Annotated in this window: 15 protein-coding genes; 5 read left to right on the forward strand and 10 right to left on the reverse strand. The window is 65.7% G+C overall.

Features of this window, described 5'->3' with window-relative positions; genetic code table 11:
* Positions 1–14: 14 nt before the first annotated feature.
* From modC to mepA, 4 genes are all read right to left on the reverse strand, one after another.
* Positions 15–689: a molybdenum ABC transporter ATP-binding protein gene (gene modC / locus HZB49_RS11785; RefSeq protein ID WP_291611414.1), complete on the reverse strand. Its 675-nt coding sequence runs from the start codon at positions 687–689 to the stop codon at positions 15–17.
* A 2-nt stretch (positions 690–691) separates the two neighbouring features.
* Entirely contained in the window at positions 692–1387 is a 696-nt protein-coding gene (gene modB, locus HZB49_RS11790; protein ID WP_291611488.1) for a molybdate ABC transporter permease subunit, read from the reverse strand.
* Between the two features lie 5 nt (positions 1388–1392).
* Positions 1393–2175 (reverse strand): molybdate ABC transporter substrate-binding protein, encoded by a 783-nt coding sequence (gene modA, locus HZB49_RS11795; protein WP_291611416.1) that lies wholly within the window; start codon positions 2173–2175, stop codon positions 1393–1395.
* Between the two features lie 189 nt (positions 2176–2364).
* Entirely contained in the window at positions 2365–3312 is a 948-nt protein-coding gene (gene mepA / locus HZB49_RS11800) for a penicillin-insensitive murein endopeptidase (protein WP_291611418.1), read from the reverse strand.
* Between the two features lie 223 nt (positions 3313–3535).
* Here mepA and HZB49_RS11805 point away from each other — a divergent pair, with 223 nt between their 5' ends.
* From HZB49_RS11805 to HZB49_RS11815, 3 genes are all read left to right on the forward strand, one after another.
* Positions 3536–3970: a L,D-transpeptidase gene (locus HZB49_RS11805; RefSeq protein ID WP_291611420.1), complete on the forward strand. Its 435-nt coding sequence runs from the start codon at positions 3536–3538 to the stop codon at positions 3968–3970.
* A gap of 312 nt (positions 3971–4282) precedes the next feature.
* Positions 4283–6502: an EAL domain-containing protein gene (locus HZB49_RS11810; protein ID WP_291611422.1), complete on the forward strand. Its 2220-nt coding sequence runs from the start codon at positions 4283–4285 to the stop codon at positions 6500–6502.
* A gap of 83 nt (positions 6503–6585) precedes the next feature.
* Positions 6586–6921, forward strand: a complete 336-nt coding sequence (locus tag HZB49_RS11815) for a GIY-YIG nuclease family protein (protein WP_291611490.1) — start codon at positions 6586–6588, stop codon at positions 6919–6921.
* A 189-nt stretch (positions 6922–7110) separates the two neighbouring features.
* Here HZB49_RS11815 and HZB49_RS11820 read toward each other — a convergent pair whose 3' ends face one another.
* From HZB49_RS11820 to HZB49_RS11840, 5 genes are all read right to left on the reverse strand, one after another.
* Positions 7111–7569, reverse strand: coding sequence for a DUF1801 domain-containing protein (locus HZB49_RS11820; protein WP_291611424.1), 459 nt, complete (start codon positions 7567–7569; stop codon positions 7111–7113).
* Between the two features lie 13 nt (positions 7570–7582).
* On the reverse strand, positions 7583–7807 hold the full coding sequence (locus tag HZB49_RS11825; RefSeq protein ID WP_291611426.1) for a hypothetical protein: 225 nt from the start codon (positions 7805–7807) through the stop codon (positions 7583–7585).
* 310 nt (positions 7808–8117) lie between these two features.
* Positions 8118–10085, reverse strand: coding sequence for a methyl-accepting chemotaxis protein (locus tag HZB49_RS11830; RefSeq protein WP_291611428.1), 1968 nt, complete (start codon positions 10083–10085; stop codon positions 8118–8120).
* 111 nt (positions 10086–10196) lie between these two features.
* Positions 10197–11369, reverse strand: coding sequence for an acyl-CoA dehydrogenase family protein (locus tag HZB49_RS11835; protein WP_291611430.1), 1173 nt, complete (start codon positions 11367–11369; stop codon positions 10197–10199).
* 95 nt (positions 11370–11464) lie between these two features.
* Complete coding sequence (locus HZB49_RS11840) at positions 11465–12712, reverse strand: MFS transporter (RefSeq protein ID WP_291611432.1); 1248 nt, start codon at positions 12710–12712, stop codon at positions 11465–11467.
* Between HZB49_RS11840 and HZB49_RS11845 the strand changes: the two genes are divergently transcribed.
* A complete protein-coding gene (locus tag HZB49_RS11845) occupies positions 12711–13010 on the forward strand; it encodes a hypothetical protein (protein WP_291611434.1) in 300 nt (99 codons plus the stop codon). The two genes, HZB49_RS11840 and HZB49_RS11845, sit on opposite strands and share 2 nt — an antisense overlap.
* 187 nt (positions 13011–13197) lie before the next feature.
* Here HZB49_RS11845 and lepA read toward each other — a convergent pair whose 3' ends face one another.
* A complete protein-coding gene (gene lepA, locus HZB49_RS11850) occupies positions 13198–15009 on the reverse strand; it encodes a translation elongation factor 4 (RefSeq protein ID WP_291611436.1) in 1812 nt (603 codons plus the stop codon).
* A 114-nt stretch (positions 15010–15123) separates the two neighbouring features.
* Here lepA and HZB49_RS11855 point away from each other — a divergent pair, with 114 nt between their 5' ends.
* Positions 15124–16737 carry a glycosyltransferase family 39 protein gene (locus tag HZB49_RS11855; protein ID WP_291611438.1) on the forward strand — a complete coding sequence of 538 codons (1614 nt, stop codon included), beginning with the start codon at positions 15124–15126 and terminating at the stop codon, positions 16735–16737.
* Positions 16738–16749 lie beyond the last annotated feature (12 nt).

Here is a 16749-nt window from a genome sequence, read left to right on the forward strand (position 1 = left end):
GAGAACAGGTTGGGCTAGGCAGTTGTTCCCGACAGCACCTTCACCCCGCCGAGTGCCGTCACCTTGCCGCCCCGCAGCATCACGATCTGCGTGGCGAGCTGGCGCATCTCGGCGGAGTCGTGGCTGACATAGACCATCGGTACATTGGCCTCGTCGCGCAGCCGCACCAGGTACGGCAAGATCTCCACCTTGCGGCCCTCGTCGAGCGAGCCGAGCGGCTCGTCGAGCAGCAGGAGCCGCGGCTTTGATAACAGCGCGCGGCCAAGCGCGACGCGCTGGCGCTCGCCGCCGGAGAGTTTTCCGGGACGGCGGTCGAGCAGATGGCCGATGTCGAGCAGGTCGGTGACGCGCTTGTTCTGCGCGGCATCGGCGGCGAGACCGTTCATCCGCCGCCCATAGTCGAGGTTTTGCGCGACATCCATATGCGGAAACAGCCGCGCATCTTGGAAGACATAGCCGATGCGGCGGCGGTGCGGCGGCACATGCACGCCTCTCGCCGTGTCGTCGAGGATTTCATCGTCGAGCGCGATCGTGCCGCGGTCGGGCCGCAAGAGCCCCGCGATGATGTTGACCAGCGAGGTCTTGCCGGCGCCGGAAGCGCCGAACAGGCCGGTGACGCGGCCCTCGCTGGTGAAGGCGGCTTCCAGCGCGAAGTCGCCGAGCTGTTTTACGATGTCGACCCGCAGCATGCTCAGTTCCCGTGCAGCCGCCGCGTCGCGCGCCGCGCGAACCATTCGGAACAGACAAGCGCGCCAGTGGCAAGGATGATGGACACGACCACGAGCCGCAGGGCAGCAGGATCGCCGTCCGGTACCTGAGTCAGGGAGTGAATGGCCGACGCAATCGTTTGGGTTTCACCGGGAATGTTGGATACGAAGGTGATCGTCGCGCCGAACTCGCCGATCGCCTTGGCAAAGCCGAGCACCATGCCGGCCAGAATGCCCGGCAGCGCCAGCGGCAGCGTCACGGTCGCAAATACCTGCCACGGTGCTGCGCCCAGTGTGCTGGCGGCCTGTTCCAGCCTGCGGTCAATTGCCGCCAGAGAGAGGCGAATTGGTTGCACCAATAGCGGAAAGGACATCACGCCGCAGGCAAGAGCCGCACCGGTCCAGCGAAACGAAAACACGATACCAAGATGGTCCGCGAGCCACGCGCCGACGAGGCCGCGGCGCCCGAATGTCAGCAGCAACAGATAGCCGGTGACGACAGGCGGCAGCACAAGAGGAAGAAATATGAGTGCCTCGACTGCCGATTTCCCCCAGAAGGTACGTCGTGCCAGCACCCAAGCCACACCGATTCCGAGCGGCGTAGCGACCAGCGTTGCGACGAGTGCAACACGAAGGGACAGCCGAATTGCCATCCATTCGGTTGGCGAAATATCGAACATCGGCATCAGCTCGCCGGGCGCATCAGGAGGGTAAAGCCATATCTCTCGAAGATGGCTTTCGCCGACGCCGAGCGCAGGAAGGCGATATAGTCGATGGCTTCAGCCTTCGCGGTTTTCGTTGCCACCACCGGATAGATGATCGCCGGATGGGAATCGGGCGGAAAAGTCCCGACCACCCTGACGCCGGGTTCGACCCTGGCGTCGGTCGCATAGACGATGCCGAGTGCGGCTTCACCGCGCGCCACCAGCGTCAGCGCGGCGCGCACGTTCTCGGTCATGGCGAATTTTGGCTGGGCAGCCTCCCAAGCGCCCAACTTTTCCAGCGCCGCCTTGGCGTATTTGCCTACGGGCACCGCTTTGACGTCGCCGGTCGCGATCCTGCCGTCGCCGGCGAGCTTTGCAAGATCGAAACCCGGCCCGATTGAGACGGTACCGGCCTTGGAATCCTTTGGCGCGATCAGCACGATCGAGTTGCCGAGCAGATTGACCCGCGTCGATTCGTCGATGCCCTTTTTCGACACCGCGTAGTCCATCCAGTCGGTGTCGGCCGAGACGAACACATCGGCCGGCGCGCCCTGTTCGATCTGTTTGGCGAGCGCCGAGCTTGCGGCATAGCTCGCAACGATCTTCACGCCGGTCTTGGCCATATAGGCTGCGTCGATGTCGTCGAGCGCGTTCTTCATCGAGGCCGCGGCGAACACGGTGATGCTCTTGTCCTGCGCGCTGGCAGGAAAGATCGCGCCTGCGAGGAAGAGCAAGGCAGCAAGAATTCCGGCAAGTGGATTCATCGATGGCGCTCCATGCCGATTTCCGCGCGTTGTCGCTCACGCAAATCAGGCGTCGGTGATTTCAGGGCTTGCGACGGGCGGAAGCGCCGTTCCGGCTATCCCTTGCCGACGTACAGTCGGACGGGATGTCGCGATACCCGGCCACTATAGCCGTCTCCGCACCGCGGGAAAAGCCTTGCGACGACGAGATTACTGTTTCGCATCCGGCATGTTCAGTACGGCCCGGCAGGCCGGCGGCAGTTGCGCCATGGTCATCGGCGGCTTCGGCTTCGGCGGCACCTTCGGCGGCTTGGGATGCAGCACCGAATCCTTGAACCAGAAGGCGAGATCGGCGGGCTTGCAGCCTTCGCCTTCGCCGGGATCGGGCTGGGTCTCGCATTCGCCCGAGCCCGGCGGGCATTTGATGCGGATGTGGAAGTGATAGTCGTGGCCCCACATCGGCCGGACCTTGGAGAGCCAGTTGCGGTCGCCCTTGGCTTCGCGGCACAGCGCTTTCTTGATCGCGGCGTTGACGAAGATGCGCTGCACGGCCGGCTCCTGCGCCGCGGCGCGGATCACGACGAGATGGCCGGGCGTGAACACGCGTGGATCGATATCGAGGCGGTCCTCGCGCACCATCATGGTCGCCGACATGTCCTCGCGCTCGTTGCGCGAGAGCTGGCGGGCCGGCGCCGGCGTCAGCCAGATGTCGGCGTCGAGCCCGACCTGGTGGCTGGCATGTCCGGTCAGCATCGGCCCGCCGCGCGGCTGCGACATGTCGCCGACGAGAATGCCGTTCCAGCCCGCATCCTTCTTCGCCTTCATCGCCACGCGCTTGACCAGCGCGACCATGTCGGGATGCGCAAAGTAGCGGTTGCGCGACAGCCGCATCACCTGCCAGGCCTCGCCGTTGATCGGCAGCCCTTCGGCGCCGGCGATGCAGCCATGGGCGTAGAAGCCGATCGCGCGCGGCTTGTCGGCCGCCGCCGGCAGATATTTGCGGGCGAACAATTCCTTGGCGCCGAGTTTTGGGTCGTTGGGATTGGCCAGCGGCGGCAGCGGCTTCGGGTTGACCGTGCCCTTGTCCTGCGCCAGCGCGGCGGAGGCGCAGAGGAGGGTCGGGATCAGGAGGGGGATCAGGAATCGGCGGGGCTGCATGCGGGGCAAAACTAGCATGGAATTGGCCGGTCCAGACCAGTGCGCTGCATCATGATCCCCGCTCAATTTGGCGCGACCGCCGCCGGGTTAAGCTTAACCTCAGGCCGCGACCGCGTGCGCCCTTTACAAGCCGCTTCGGGAACCCGCAAATAGCCGCAATTAGCAAGGGCATGGCCAGCCTGCTGGCGGATCGTGCCCGGAGGCGTAACGGGCAGGGCGTTTCATGAGTTTGTTGTCGGGCTGGCGGCCGGCCATTGCGGCTGCATTCGTGGTGTCATGTCTTTCCATCGCGCCGGCCCTCGCCGACGTCGTGGTTCACATCGACAAATCCTCGCAGCGCATGTCGGTGAGCGTCAACGGACAGCCGCGCTACACCTGGCCGATCTCGACCGGCCGCAGCGGCTACGGCACGCCGAGCGGCGTGTTCCATCCGCAGATGATGGCGCGCAGCTGGTTCTCGAAGAAGTACTACAATTCGCCGATGCCGCACTCGATCTTCTTCTATCACGGCTTCGCCATCCACGGCACCACCGACATCCGCCGCCTCGGCGGCCCGGCCTCGCACGGCTGCGTGCGGCTGCATCCCTCGAATGCGGCGACGCTCTACGCGCTGGTGGAGCGCAACGGCCGCGGCAACACGCGCATCGAGATCTACTGAGACGACACCGAATTTAACCGTCCGATAACCCTGTTGCGCGTTGACGCATATTCGTGCGGGCCCCGTTATTTCACGGGCAGCTTCGACCTTCGTTGCAACTCCGCCGCACGACGTGCCGCATTTACCCCCGTCATCTACGGGTTTTGTCAATCATTGGTTGTATTTCTGCACAACCCGCGCGGATTGCGCCCGCAAAACGGGCATGCTCGCACATCCGGGCCCGTATCCTGGGTTAGGCAAGAGATACCAATTTTTCAGACACTTATCCGAGAACTGACCCTGCGCAGAATGCGAGTTGTGTGGGGCGTTAGAATGCCGACGATCCGGCCAAGGAAGAAGAAAGCGAAACATGCCGCGATCGTCCGCGTACCCGGCCGGCCGGTCAAGCCCACGCCGAAACTCAGCGGCGGCCGCGGGCCTGCGCGCAGCGAGATCGGCGAGCTGGTGCGCAAGCGAGCCGAAGCCGAGGCCGCGATTGCCGATGCGCGCAAGTCCCATGAACGGCTGCGCGAGGCGATCGACATCCTGCCGCAGGGAATCGTGTTCCTCGATGCGGAGGGCCGCTACATCCTCTGGAACAGGAAATACGCCGAGATCTACAATCGCAGCGCCGACCTGTTCAAACCCGGCGCGCGGCTGGCCGACACCATCCGCGTCGGCGTCGCGCGCGGCGATTACCCGGAAGCTGAAGGCCGCGAGGAAGAATGGATCGCCGAGCGGCTGGGGAAGATGCATCAGCCCGGCGCGCGCCACGAGCAGACGCTCGCCGACGGCCGCGTCATCCTGATCGAGGAGCGGCTCACTTCCGACGGCGGCGTGATCGGCCTGCGCGTCGACATCACCGAGCTGAAGGAGCGCGAGGCATCGTTCCGTCTGCTGTTCGACAGCAATCCGGTGCCGATGATCGTCTGCGCGCTGGACGGCGAGCGCATCATCGGCGTCAACGACGCCGCGGTCGAGCACTACGGCTACAGCCGCGCCGAATTCGAGAAGCTGAGCATCCGCGCGTTGCAGGCCTTCGACAGCGAGCTGCCCTGGCTCGGCGAGGCCGGCGGCGACGAGCAGGCGGCGCGCACCTGGAAGCACGTCCGCGCCGACGGCGCACTGATCGATCTCGCCATCTATTCGCGCCAGCTCGTCTATGGCGACCGGCCGGCCGTGCTGCTGGCGCTGATGGACATCACCGAGCGCAAGCGCGCCGAGTCGCGGCTCGCCTTCATGGCGCAGCATGACGGCCTGACGGGGCTGCCGAACCGCACCTTGCTGCGCCAGCAGATGGACGACATGCTGCTGCACACGCGGCGCAGCGCCGAGAAGCTCGCGGTGCTGGTGCTCGGGCTCGACAATTTCAAGGCGGTCAACGACACGCTCGGCCACGGCATCGGCGACAAGCTGTTGCGCGCGGTGGCCAAGCGGCTGCGCTCGACCTTGCGCGAGGAAGACGCCATCGCCCGTCTCAACTCCGACGAGTTCGCCATCCTGCAGGGCGGCGTGACGCGGCCCGAGGACGCCACGCTGCTGGCGCGGCGGCTTCTGGAGGCCATCGCCGATCCGTTCCTGCTCGACGAGCATTCGGTGGTGATCGGCGCCTCCATCGGCATCGCGCTCTCGCCCGGCGACGGCGACGATTCCGACAGGCTGCTGAAGAACGCCGATCTCGCGCTGTCGCGCGCCAAGAACGATTTCCGCGGCACCTTCTCCTTCTTCGAGGCGGAGATGGATGCCCGCGCCCAGGTCCGGCGCAAGGTCGAGATCGACCTGCGCAACGCCATCCAGAACAACCTGCTGCAGCCCTATTATCAGCCGCTGGTCGACCTTGCGACCGGCCGCATCACCGGGTTCGAGGCGCTGGTGCGCTGGCCTGATCCGGAGCGCGGCATGATCGCGCCCGGCGAGTTCATCCCGGTCGCGGAAGAGACCGGCCTGATCAATGCGGTGGGCGGGCTGATGCTGCGCCGCGCCTGCATGGACGCGGCGCTTTGGCCCGACGACGTCCGCGTCGCCGTCAATTTGTCGCCGCTGCAGTTCCGCACCGGCAATCTGCTGTCGCTGGTGATGGACGCGCTGAAGCAATCCGGCCTCGCGGCGCGGCGGCTCGAGCTCGAGATCACCGAGACGCTGCTGCTGGAGAAGAGCAGCCAGGTGCTCGCCACGCTGCATGCGCTGCGCGCACTCGGCGTGCGCATCTCGATGGACGATTTCGGCACCGGCTATTCGAGCCTGAGCTATCTGCGCAGCTTCCCGTTCGACAAGATCAAGATCGACCGTTCCTTCGTCCGGGAAGTCGACGCCAACCGCGACGCGCAGGCGATCATCCGTTCCATCGTCAGCCTCGGCAAGGGCCTCGGCGTCACCATCACCGCCGAAGGCGTCGAGACCGAAGCCGAGCTGAGCTGCCTGCGCGCCGAAGGCTGCCACGAGGGCCAGGGCTTCCTGTTCAGCCGCGCCAGGCCGCACGCCGAGATCGTCGCCCTGCTCAAGGCCCAGCGCGGCCTGATCGCGGCAGGTGGCGGCGAGGACCGGGCGGCGTGAGGTAGACAGCCCCGAATTCGTCATGGCCGGGCTTGTCCCGGCCATCCACGCTCTTGGCCGAACACTCGATCTATCCTCTCGTCATGCCCGGGCTTGTCCCGGGCATCCACGTGCTTCATCATCCGCGAATGTCTGGTGGCTACGTCTACATCATGGCGAGCGCACCCAACGGCATTCTGTATGTCGGGGTGACCAGCGACCTCGTACGCCGTGTCTATGAGCACAGGAACGGATTGATCGCCGGCTTCACCAAACGATATGGACTAAAGCGTCTCGTCTATTTCGAGCATCACGACACAATTCAGGCAGCGATTCAGCGCGAGCACAACATGAAGCACTGGTCGCGTACGTGGAAGGTGCGGTTGATTCTGGCCAACAATCCGGAATGGAATGATTTGTACGACACGATCACGCAGTAATGGGAGCTGAACTCCAACCGCGTCATGGCCGGGCTTGTCCCGGCCATCCACGCCTTTCTCTCAACTGGTGACGAAGAGCGTGGATGCCCGGGACAAGCCCGGGCATGACGATCGATGGGTCGAGGTTGGGGCCAAGTACGTGGATGGCCGGGACAAGCCCGGCCATGACGGAGAGTGGGAGTCGGTCGCCTATTTCGCCTTTGCAGGCTTCCGCTTCCGCAAATGATACGTCAGCGCCAGCGCCACGCAGTGGCGCAGCTCGGCTTCCGGCAGCTTCCTGGTGGCATCGAGCAGGATGGCGCGGTTGCCGCTGTAGCTGAGTTCCGGATAGAGCTCGCGAAAGGTCGCCACCAGATCGGTCTGGCAGTGGAAGAACACGGCGACCTGGTTCTCCGCCGGCTTCACCCGGTCGATCCGGATCGTGCTGCCGCTGCCGGTTTCCGGCGTCAGGTAACTCGGCTGTCCCCATTTCAGCGCTTCCTCGATCGCGCCGACGCCTTTGGTGGTTTTGGCGATATCGAGAATCAGCCGCCGCAACGCCCTGAGCTTTGTCCGGGCCGGTTCGGGGCAGGCAGCGAATGCCGCATCGACGGCGGCGCGGGGCGCGGCTGCGCGAGTCGGCGCTGCGCGCTTTTTCGCCGGCTTCATCGAGCCCCCTCGGTCAGCGCGAACCCTTCAGGCTGCATGAGGTCGCGCAGGTCGTCATCACGCCGTTCTCGCATTTGATGCAGGCCGCGATGCACTGCTCGCGGTTCTTCGGGTTATAGGAGGGAAAATTGCTTGCAACGCATCTGGAAATTGAATCCGGCGTCGGAGCGGGAGAGCAGGCGGCCAGCGGCAGCAGCATTGCTAGTCCGATCGCAGCGATGAATTGCCGCCGCCCCATTCCACCATCCCGTCAACAGGGTGCTGATTCCGAAAGGTGAGCAACAAGGGCAGACTAGGGCAGTTGCCGGACGGACGGAAGGGGGCCTGTGGACTGCCGGGATCGGCCGGAGCGGAACAGCGTTGGCGTCGTGTCATGCCTCTGCTCGTCATTCCGGGGCGCCGCGCAGAAGGCGTAGGGCGGATTAGCCGAAGGCGTAATCCGCCGTCTTTTCGCGGACGCAGCTGCGGCGGATTACGCTTCGCTAATCCGCCCTACGGACGATGGATTACTTCGCTCGCGAAGGGCCCTCTGGCCGTCGAATCCAGGACTACGCCGCGTCGCGCAATCCCGCGAGGAAGGTGTCGACGCTCTTCATCAGCGTGTCCGCCTGCTGCGACAGCTCGCCGGAGGCGGTCAGCACGTTGCCGGCCAGCTTGCGCGACTGGTCGGCGGCATGGCTGGCGCCGGCGACATTCTGGGAGACTTCGCTGGTGCCGCTGGAGACCTGCTGCACGCTGCGGGCGATCTCGCGGGTCGCCGATCCCTGCTCTTCCACGGCGGCGGCGATCGTTGCGGCGATGCCGGAAATCTCGCGGATGGTGTCGCTGATGGCGCCGATGGCGGTGACGCAATTGCCGGTGGCCGACTGGATCTCGCTGACCTGGCCCGCGATCTCCTCCGTCGCCTTCGCGGTCTGGCTGGCCAGTCCCTTCACCTCCGCGGCGACCACGGCAAAGCCGCGGCCGGCTTCGCCCGCGCGCGCCGCCTCGATCGTCGCGTTCAGCGCCAGCAGGTTGGTCTGGCTTGCGATCGCGCTGATCAGCTGCAGCACGTCGCCGATCTTCTCCGCGGCCGCCGCGAGGCTGCCGACCATTTCGGTGGTCTGGCGCGCCTTCACTACGGCATTGTCGGCGACGTGGGTGGAATGAGTGACCTGGCGGCCGATCTCCGAGACGGAGGAAGCGAGCTGTTCCGTCGCGGCGGCAACCGTGCTGACGCTGGACGAGGCCTCCTCGGAAGCTGCCGCTGCGGCCGCGGCGCGTTCGGAGGTGCCGTTGACGCTGGCGGTGATCTCGCCCGCCACGCGCTGCATGTCCTGCGTGGCGCCGGCGACCGCGCCGACTACGCCCTTGACGTCGGCCTCGAAGCGGTCGGCCATCTGGCGCTGCAGCGCCTTCTTCTCGGCTTCCGCGCGCTGCTTGTCGGTTTCCTGCGCCTCGCGCAACGAGTTCGCCTCGATCATGCTGCGGCGGAACACGTCGACCGCCGCCGCCATGCTGCCGAGCTCGTCGCGGCGCTCGCTGCCGGGGATGGCGATGTCGGTCTCGCCGCGTGCAAGGCGATTCATGACCGCGGTGATTGCGGTGAGCGGGCGCGACAGGCCGCGGCCGAGCAGGAAGGCGAGCAGCACAGCGCCGGCGAGGATCGCGGTGGTGCCGAGGACGAGATCGCGCTGGGCGCCTGCGGCGGCCGCCTCGTACTCCGTGGTGTCCTTGATGACTTCGAGAATGCCGACCGGCTGGCCGGCATAGTTCCTGATCTGGCCGACATAGAGCGCGGCGGGGCGGCCGTTCAGCGTCGCATCGCGCCGCAGCGGCGGCCCGGCGATCACGCCCCTGAGGTCGGTCTCGCTGGCGACCGCGGCGTCGCCGAAGGTCGAGGAGAGCTTCTTGAATCCCTTGCCGTCCCAGGAATGCACGGCGAGGTCGATGCCGAAGCGCTTCTTGGCGCGTTCGACGAACTCCTTGCCGAAGGCGGCGCCGACGTCGACATTCGACAGCGTCTTGCCGTCGCGCACGATCGGGGTCATGCCGAAAATGCTGAGTGCCTCGCGGCCGGGCTCGACGCCGACGATGGACTTGCCGGTGCGGATGGCTTCCACCACCGTGTTGCGGCGCCCGGAGATATCGTCGCCGAAGATCTTCGGTTCGTGCACGCGGTAGAACACCACCGCCGGCGAAACCTGGAAGGTGACGAGCGGAATGCCCTGCGCCTTCAGCGCCGTCATGGCGTCGCCGAGCAGGGAGGCCAGCCCCGCGCGGTCGCCCTTGGCGATGGTGTCGCCGACCGGCGGCAGGGCCGCGATCACCGAGGAGACCGCCAGGGTCGCGCGGCCTTCATAATCGATGGCGGCGATGACGCTGTCATATTGCAGCTTGAGCTGCTGATCGAGCGCCATCCGGGTCAGCGAACGCTGCTGCAGGATCGAGAAGGTTCCGAGGATGGCGCAGGCAGCCGCAACCGTCAGCGCGATGGCAAGGATCAGGCGGACGGCGATCGAGCGGATTTTGAACATTGGGATTCCGGGCATTCCACGAGGCGGGGACTGCGCGGAATTTCCCAGAAACTGCTTAACAACAGCGCTCCCAGGCCGGTCCGTAGAACTACCTGTGGCCGTGGCGTCATGTCACCGCGCCGTCGGCGGGCCGGCCAGATTGCCCGACAGGATCACCTTGCCCATCTCCTCGTAATGGGTATCGCGGGCCTGGAGCTGCTGGTTGATCGCGTGCATGTCGCGCAGGCGGCGCTCGAAGCCGTTGGCGCGGAACACCGCGGTGGCGCCGGCCATGTGATAGGCGACGTCGACGATCTCGGTCGATTGATGGATGGTCGAGGTCGAAGCCAGCCGCAGCGCGACGCGATGCGCTTCGGTGAGCTCCGCGCCGCGCACCAGGTCGTCCCAGACCTCGGCGGCGGTCGCGAACAGATAGGCGCGGGCTCGGCGCAGTTTCGCCTCGGTGAGCCCGATCAGGCCCTGCACGGCGCTGTTCTCCTTCATCGCCGAGAGGCCCTGCGGCGTCTTCTTGCGCGAAAGCTCGATCGCCGCGTCGAACTGCGCGCGGGCGACACCGAGCGAGGTGGCGGCAAAGCCCATGCTGTAGATCGCGTTGGTCGGAATCTTGTAGAGCGGTCCCTTCTCGCGCAGCGCATGCGGCTCGTCGCGCAGCGCGGCGAATTTCTCCGATATGAAGAGGTTGTCGACCGAATAGGCGTCGGTGCCGGTGCCGCGCAGCCCGATCGTGTCCCAGACGTCGTACAGCTTGGCGCTTCCGATCGGGAACAGGATGGTGCGGATCTCGGGCGAGCCGTCCGGCTTCCTGCGCGGGGTGCCGTCGGCCTCGGTGATGCGGACATGGGCGCCGAGCCAGCTCGCCTGGCGAATCCCGGAGGCAAATTCCCAGCGCGCGTTCGCCCGGTAGCCGCCGGGTTCGGCGCGAACGTCGTGGTTGATCGCGCCCCAGGCCAGGATGCCCTGCTTGGTGTTGAAGATTTCGTCCGCCGCGTCGTGGTCGATATAGGCCGAGATGACGGCGCAGACGCTGCACTGGCCCAGGCACCAGGCGGTGGAGGCGTCGGCCTTGGCGATCTCCTCCTGCATCTGCATGAAGGTGACGAGCGGCGCTTCCGCCCCGCCGAGGCTCTTCGGCAGCACCGCGCGATACATGCCGTTGTCGATCAGCGCCTTGACGACCGGCTCGGTCAGCCGGCGCGTGCGCTCGATCTCGTCGGCTTCCTGTCGGATCAAGGGCGCCAGCGCCCGTGCGCGCTCGACGAGGTCGATAGCGGTGGCCTTGTTCATGCGTCTCCCCGTGCCCTTCTTGATTGCTGTTTGGTGGGCGAGCGGATGGTGGCAAATCCGCACTCCCCGATCAAGCCGGGCGGATTACCTGTCGGTCACGCCGCAGCGCGGCCGAGATCGAGCGCCTGCCGGCGCTTCGACGGGAAACTGAGCGCCACCGCCACCGCAGCAAGGCCGATGGCGAAGGAACCGGCATGCAGCCACGTGTAGGTTTGGGTGGTGTCGAACACGAGCCCGCCCGCCCATGGTCCCAGCGCCATGCCGAGGCTGGCGAAGGCCGAGACCGCGCCGAACACGGTGCCCATGATTTTGGCGCCGAAGAATTCGCGCACCAGCACCGCATAGAGCGGCATCACCCCGCCATAGGCGAGGCCGAACACGACGGAAAGCGCGTAGAACTCGCCGAGCCTGAACACCGCGAGATAGGTCGCGATGCACAGCGCCTGCACCAGCAGGCCGGCGACCAGCACGGGTTTTGCCCCGATCCGGTCGGCCATCGCGCCGAGCAGCAGACGTCCGCCAAGCCCGGAGAAGCCGGCGACGCTGTAGACGGTGACGGCGGTGAGCGGCGCAATGCCGCAGATCATGGCGTAGCTCACCATGTGGAAGATCGGGCCGGAATGCGCCGCGCAGCAGGCGAAATGCGCCAGCGCCAGCGTGATGAATTGCGGCGTGCGCAGCGCCTGCGACGCGGTCCACTCGGCCTCGGGTGCATCGGCCGCGTTGGCGGCGGTGCTGCCGGCCGCCTGCGGCGCCGGACGCACCAGGAAGCAGGCGGGGATCAGGAGCGCCCATGACGCGATCCCGATCACGAGCATGGCCGTGCGCCAGTCATAGGCCGTGATCAGCATGCTGGCGGTCGGCGCCACCGTCACCGGAGAGACGCCCATGCCGGCGGAGACCAGCGCCACCGCAAGGCTGCGGTGCCTGTCGATCCACGCACTCGCCAGCGCCATCATCGGCGCATAGAAGCTGCCGGCGGCAATGCCGATCAGCACGCCGAAGCAAAGCTGGAACTGCCACAGCTCCTGTGCCTGGCTGGCGGTGACGAGGCCGAGCCCGAGCAGGACGCTGCCGGCCAGAACCACGATGCGGGTGCCGTAGCGGTCGGACAGCGTGCCCCAGACGAAGGCGGCAAAACCCATGCAGAGGAAATCCAGCGTCGCCGCCGCCGAGACGCCCGCGGTCGACCAGCCCATCGCCTTGGAAATCGGCTGCAGGAACACCGCCAGCGACAGCATCGTGCCGAACCCGATGCAGGTCATCAGCGCACCGGCCGCAACCACGACCCAGCCGTAGTCGAATCGGGAGGCCTTGCTGGCAGGAGAGGAGGCCTGGCTCATGCGTTTCCCCGGCGCTGTTGGTGTTGTTATGCGCGGTGAGATCGTGGCCTATCCGCCGTCCGGGAGCAATGAGGCGAACGGCATGCCTCTCATTCTGATATCAGGCGATTGTGAGTTGCGCCGCAAAACGCGAGCAACGGAGCGGATAAGCGCGCGACCAGCCATCGCTTCCGAGATATGTATTCCCATCGTCATGGCCGGGCTTGTCCCGGCCATCCACGACCTTTCCCGCGGCAAGAAGAACGTGGATGCCCGGGACAAGCCCGGGCATGACGAGTTTGTGGCGGGCAGGCGATGACAAGCAATCCGCATATGCAATTGCTTGCTCCGGCAGGGAGGCTTGGACAACGATGGCGATATGCCCCTGATTTGCCCGACGTGTCAAATGATATTCGCAAAATACGAATACGTCGGCCGGCGGCGCCGGCTACTGTGCATGGGGTTGTTTTCGAGTTTTTTGCTTTGCGGACCCTACGGCGCCCGCCTCAGCTATCCACCTTCAGCGCGGCAATGAAGGCTTCCTGCGGGATGTCGACCTTGCCGAACTGCCGCATCTTCTTCTTGCCTTCCTTCTGCTTCTCCAGAAGCTTGCGCTTGCGCGTGATGTCGCCGCCGTAGCATTTGGCGGTGACGTCCTTGCGCAGCGCGCGGACGGTTTCGCGGGCGATCACCTTGCCGCCGATCGCCGCCTGGATCGGGATCTGGAACATGTGCGGCGGGATCAGCTCCTTCATCTTCTCAACCATGGCGCGGCCGCGGCCTTCGGCGCGGGTGCGGTGGACGAGCATGGCGAGCGCGTCGACCGGCTCGCCGTTGACGAGGATCTGCATCTTGACGAGGTCGGCGGGCTTGTAGTCGGTGAGGTGATAGTCGAACGAGGCGTAGCCCTTCGACACCGACTTCAGGCGGTCGTAGAAGTCGAACACGACTTCGTTGAGCGGCAGGTCATATTTCACCATCGCGCGGGAGCCGACATAGGTGAGCTCCTTCTGCGCGCCGCGGCGGTCCTGGCACAGCTTCAGCACGCTGCCGAGATATTCGTCGGGGGTGAGGATCGTCGCCTCGATCCAGGGCTCCTCGATCTCGGCGATCTTCACCACGTCGGGCATGTCGACGGGGTTGTGGATCGAGATCTCCTGGCCGTCGGTGAGGTGCATCTTGTAGATCACGCTCGGCGCGGTCGCGATCAGGTTGAGATCGAACTCGCGCGACAGCCGCTCCTGGATGATCTCCAGGTGCAGGAGGCCGAGGAAGCCGCAGCGGAAGCCGAAGCCGAGTGCTGCGGAGGTTTCCATCTCGTAGGAGAAGCTGGCGTCGTTGAGGCGCAGCTTGCCCATCGCCGCGCGTAGCGTCTCGAAGTCGTTGGCGTCGGCCGGGAACAGGCCGCAGAACACCACGGGAATCGCCGGCTTGAAACCCGGCAGCATCTCATGAATCGGCTTCCTGTCGTCGGTGATGGTGTCGCCGACGCGGGTATCCGCGACTTCCTTGATCGCCGCGGTGATGAAGCCGATCTCGCCGGGGCCGAGCTCCTCGACCTGCTCCATCTTCGGCGTGAAGAAGCCGACGCGCTCGACGTCATAGGCCGCGTTGGTGCCCATCATGCGGATGCGCTGGCCCTTCTTCATCGTGCCGTCAACGATGCGCACCAGCACGACGACGCCGAGATAGACGTCGTACCAGCTGTCGACCAGCAGCGCCTTGAGGGTCGCATCGGGGTCGCCCTTCGGGGGCGGCAGGCGAGTGACGATCGCCTCCAGGACGTCGGGTATGCCGAGGCCGGTCTTGGCCGAGATCATAACCGCATCCGAGGCGTCGATGCCGATCACGTCCTCGATCTGCTGCTTGACCTTTTCCGGCTCCGCCGCCGGAAGATCGATCTTGTTGAGCACCGGCACGATCTCATGGCCCGCGTCGAGAGCGTGATAGACGTTGGCGAGCGTCTGCGCCTCCACGCCCTGGCTGGCGTCCACCACCAGCAGGGAGCCTTCGCAGGCCGCCAGCGACCGCGAGACTTCGTAGGCGAAGTCGACATGGCCGGGCGTGTCCATCAGGTTGAAGATGTAATCCTTGCCGTCCTTGGCGCGGTAGTTCAGCCGGACGGTCTGCGCCTTGATGGTGATGCCGCGCTCGCGCTCGATATCCATGGAATCGAGCACCTGTTCCTTGCCCGCCATTTCGCGCTCGGTGAGCCCGCCCGTCATCTGGATCAGGCGGTCGGCCAGCGTCGACTTGCCATGGTCGATATGGGCGACGATGGAGAAGTTGCGGATGTTGGAAATGGGGACGGTCGTCATGGGGCGCGGGATAGCACCCGCGACTCGGCCGGGCAACCATTATGGCCGTTTTCAAGGGCGTTTCTTCACGCCAAGCTGATTCCACAACGGCGAAAAAACCGCTACGCAGGGGCCATGTCATCAGCCACATTCTCGCCAGCGGCAGCGCGCGCCCGGCACAGGCTTTCGCTCCGCCGCCCGGCGGCGTGGCTCTATGCGCGCGCGGTCGATCCAAAGGGCGGTACGTGGTTCGTGATCGGCTTTGCGGCGGCTCATGCCGTGCTGTGGACGCTGATCCTGATCAATCTCAAGGCAGCGCAGGACGTCCACATGGACGTCGCCGAGGCGTTTGCCTGGGGCCAGCAATTCCAACTCGGCTATGGCAAGCATCCGCCGCTGTCCGGCTGGGTCGCCGGCCTCTGGTTCAAGCTGTTCCCGGTCAGGGATTGGCCGACCTACGCGCTCGCCATGACGGTCGTGGCATCCGGCATGGTGATCTCCTGGTTCACGGCGCTGCGCGTGGTGGACCGCCGGCGCGCGTTTTTCGTCGTCGTCATGCTCGCGCTCTACCCGATCTTCAACTTCAAGGGCTTCAAGTACAATCCGGACCTGCTGCAACTCGTCACCCTGCCGCTGCTGGTGCTGGCCTATCTCAACGCCTTCGAGAAGCGCGATGCGCGATCCGGCATCTGGCTCGGGCTCGCCGGTGCGCTGGCGCTGATGACCAAATACTGGGTGGTGACCATGATCGGCGCGATCGGGCTTGCCGCGCTGATCCATCCCGAGCGGCTGCGCTTCCTCGCCTCGCCTGCGCCATGGGTGGCAATCGCAACGCTGATCGTTGCGATGTTTCCGCATCTGGTCTGGCTGAAGCAGGTGAATTTCGCGCCGTTCACCTATGCGGGCGACGTCTATGCCCACATCACTGCCGAGATGAGCAGGAACCTTGCGCTCGGCTATGTCCTGCACAATCTCGGACTGCTCGCGGCGCCCGCTGTGCTTGCGCTGCTCGCGTTGACCCTGGGGCTGCGCTGGCAGCCGCCGGCTGCGGTTGTCGCGCGCTCATGGTCGCGCGGGCCGAATCCAGGCGTCAACGTTTCGCAGGCACTGAACGTCTGGATGATCCAGTTCATCGTTGCGGTCGGCCCGCCGCTCGGCGCTCTGCTCTTCGTTGTCTACCTGAAGACCGATTGGGGAATATCGCTGTTCTTCCTGACGCCGCTGGCGCTCGTCGCCCTTCCGGTGCTGCGGGTGCGGCGTCTGGCGCTGTTCAACATCTCGGCCATCTGGCTGCTGATCACGCTCGGCACGCTGATCGCCTCACCCTGGATCGCGACGCAGGAGATGGCGACCAATTCCAGTGGACCGGCGACCTATGTCGCGCGATCGGAACTGGCGCGCGAATTGACCCAGGCCTGGCGCTCGCGATTCGGCACGCGCTGGGCGGTCGTCGCCGGCAACATGGACGTCAGCAACGCGCTCGCGTTCTACAGCACCGACCATCCCGCACCGTTCACGCCGGGCGAAGACTGGTCGGCGGGCCTGACGTCGCTCCAGGAAGCCCGCCGGCTCGGCTTCATCGGCGTCTGCGACACGGCGACCACGTGGAACCTTCCGGCATGCGAGGACTGGATGGCCAGGAATGCGGGCAACGCCGAGCGGATCGTGATGACGACGCAACGGTTCTATCGAGGGCATCCCGGGCCCTCGCGAAACTGGAATGTCTTTTTCGTGCCACCGGCGAAATAACGCCGGGGCCAA

The sequence above is a fragment of the Bradyrhizobium sp. genome (assembly GCF_016219575.1).
GTDB lineage: Bacteria > Pseudomonadota > Alphaproteobacteria > Rhizobiales > Xanthobacteraceae > Bradyrhizobium.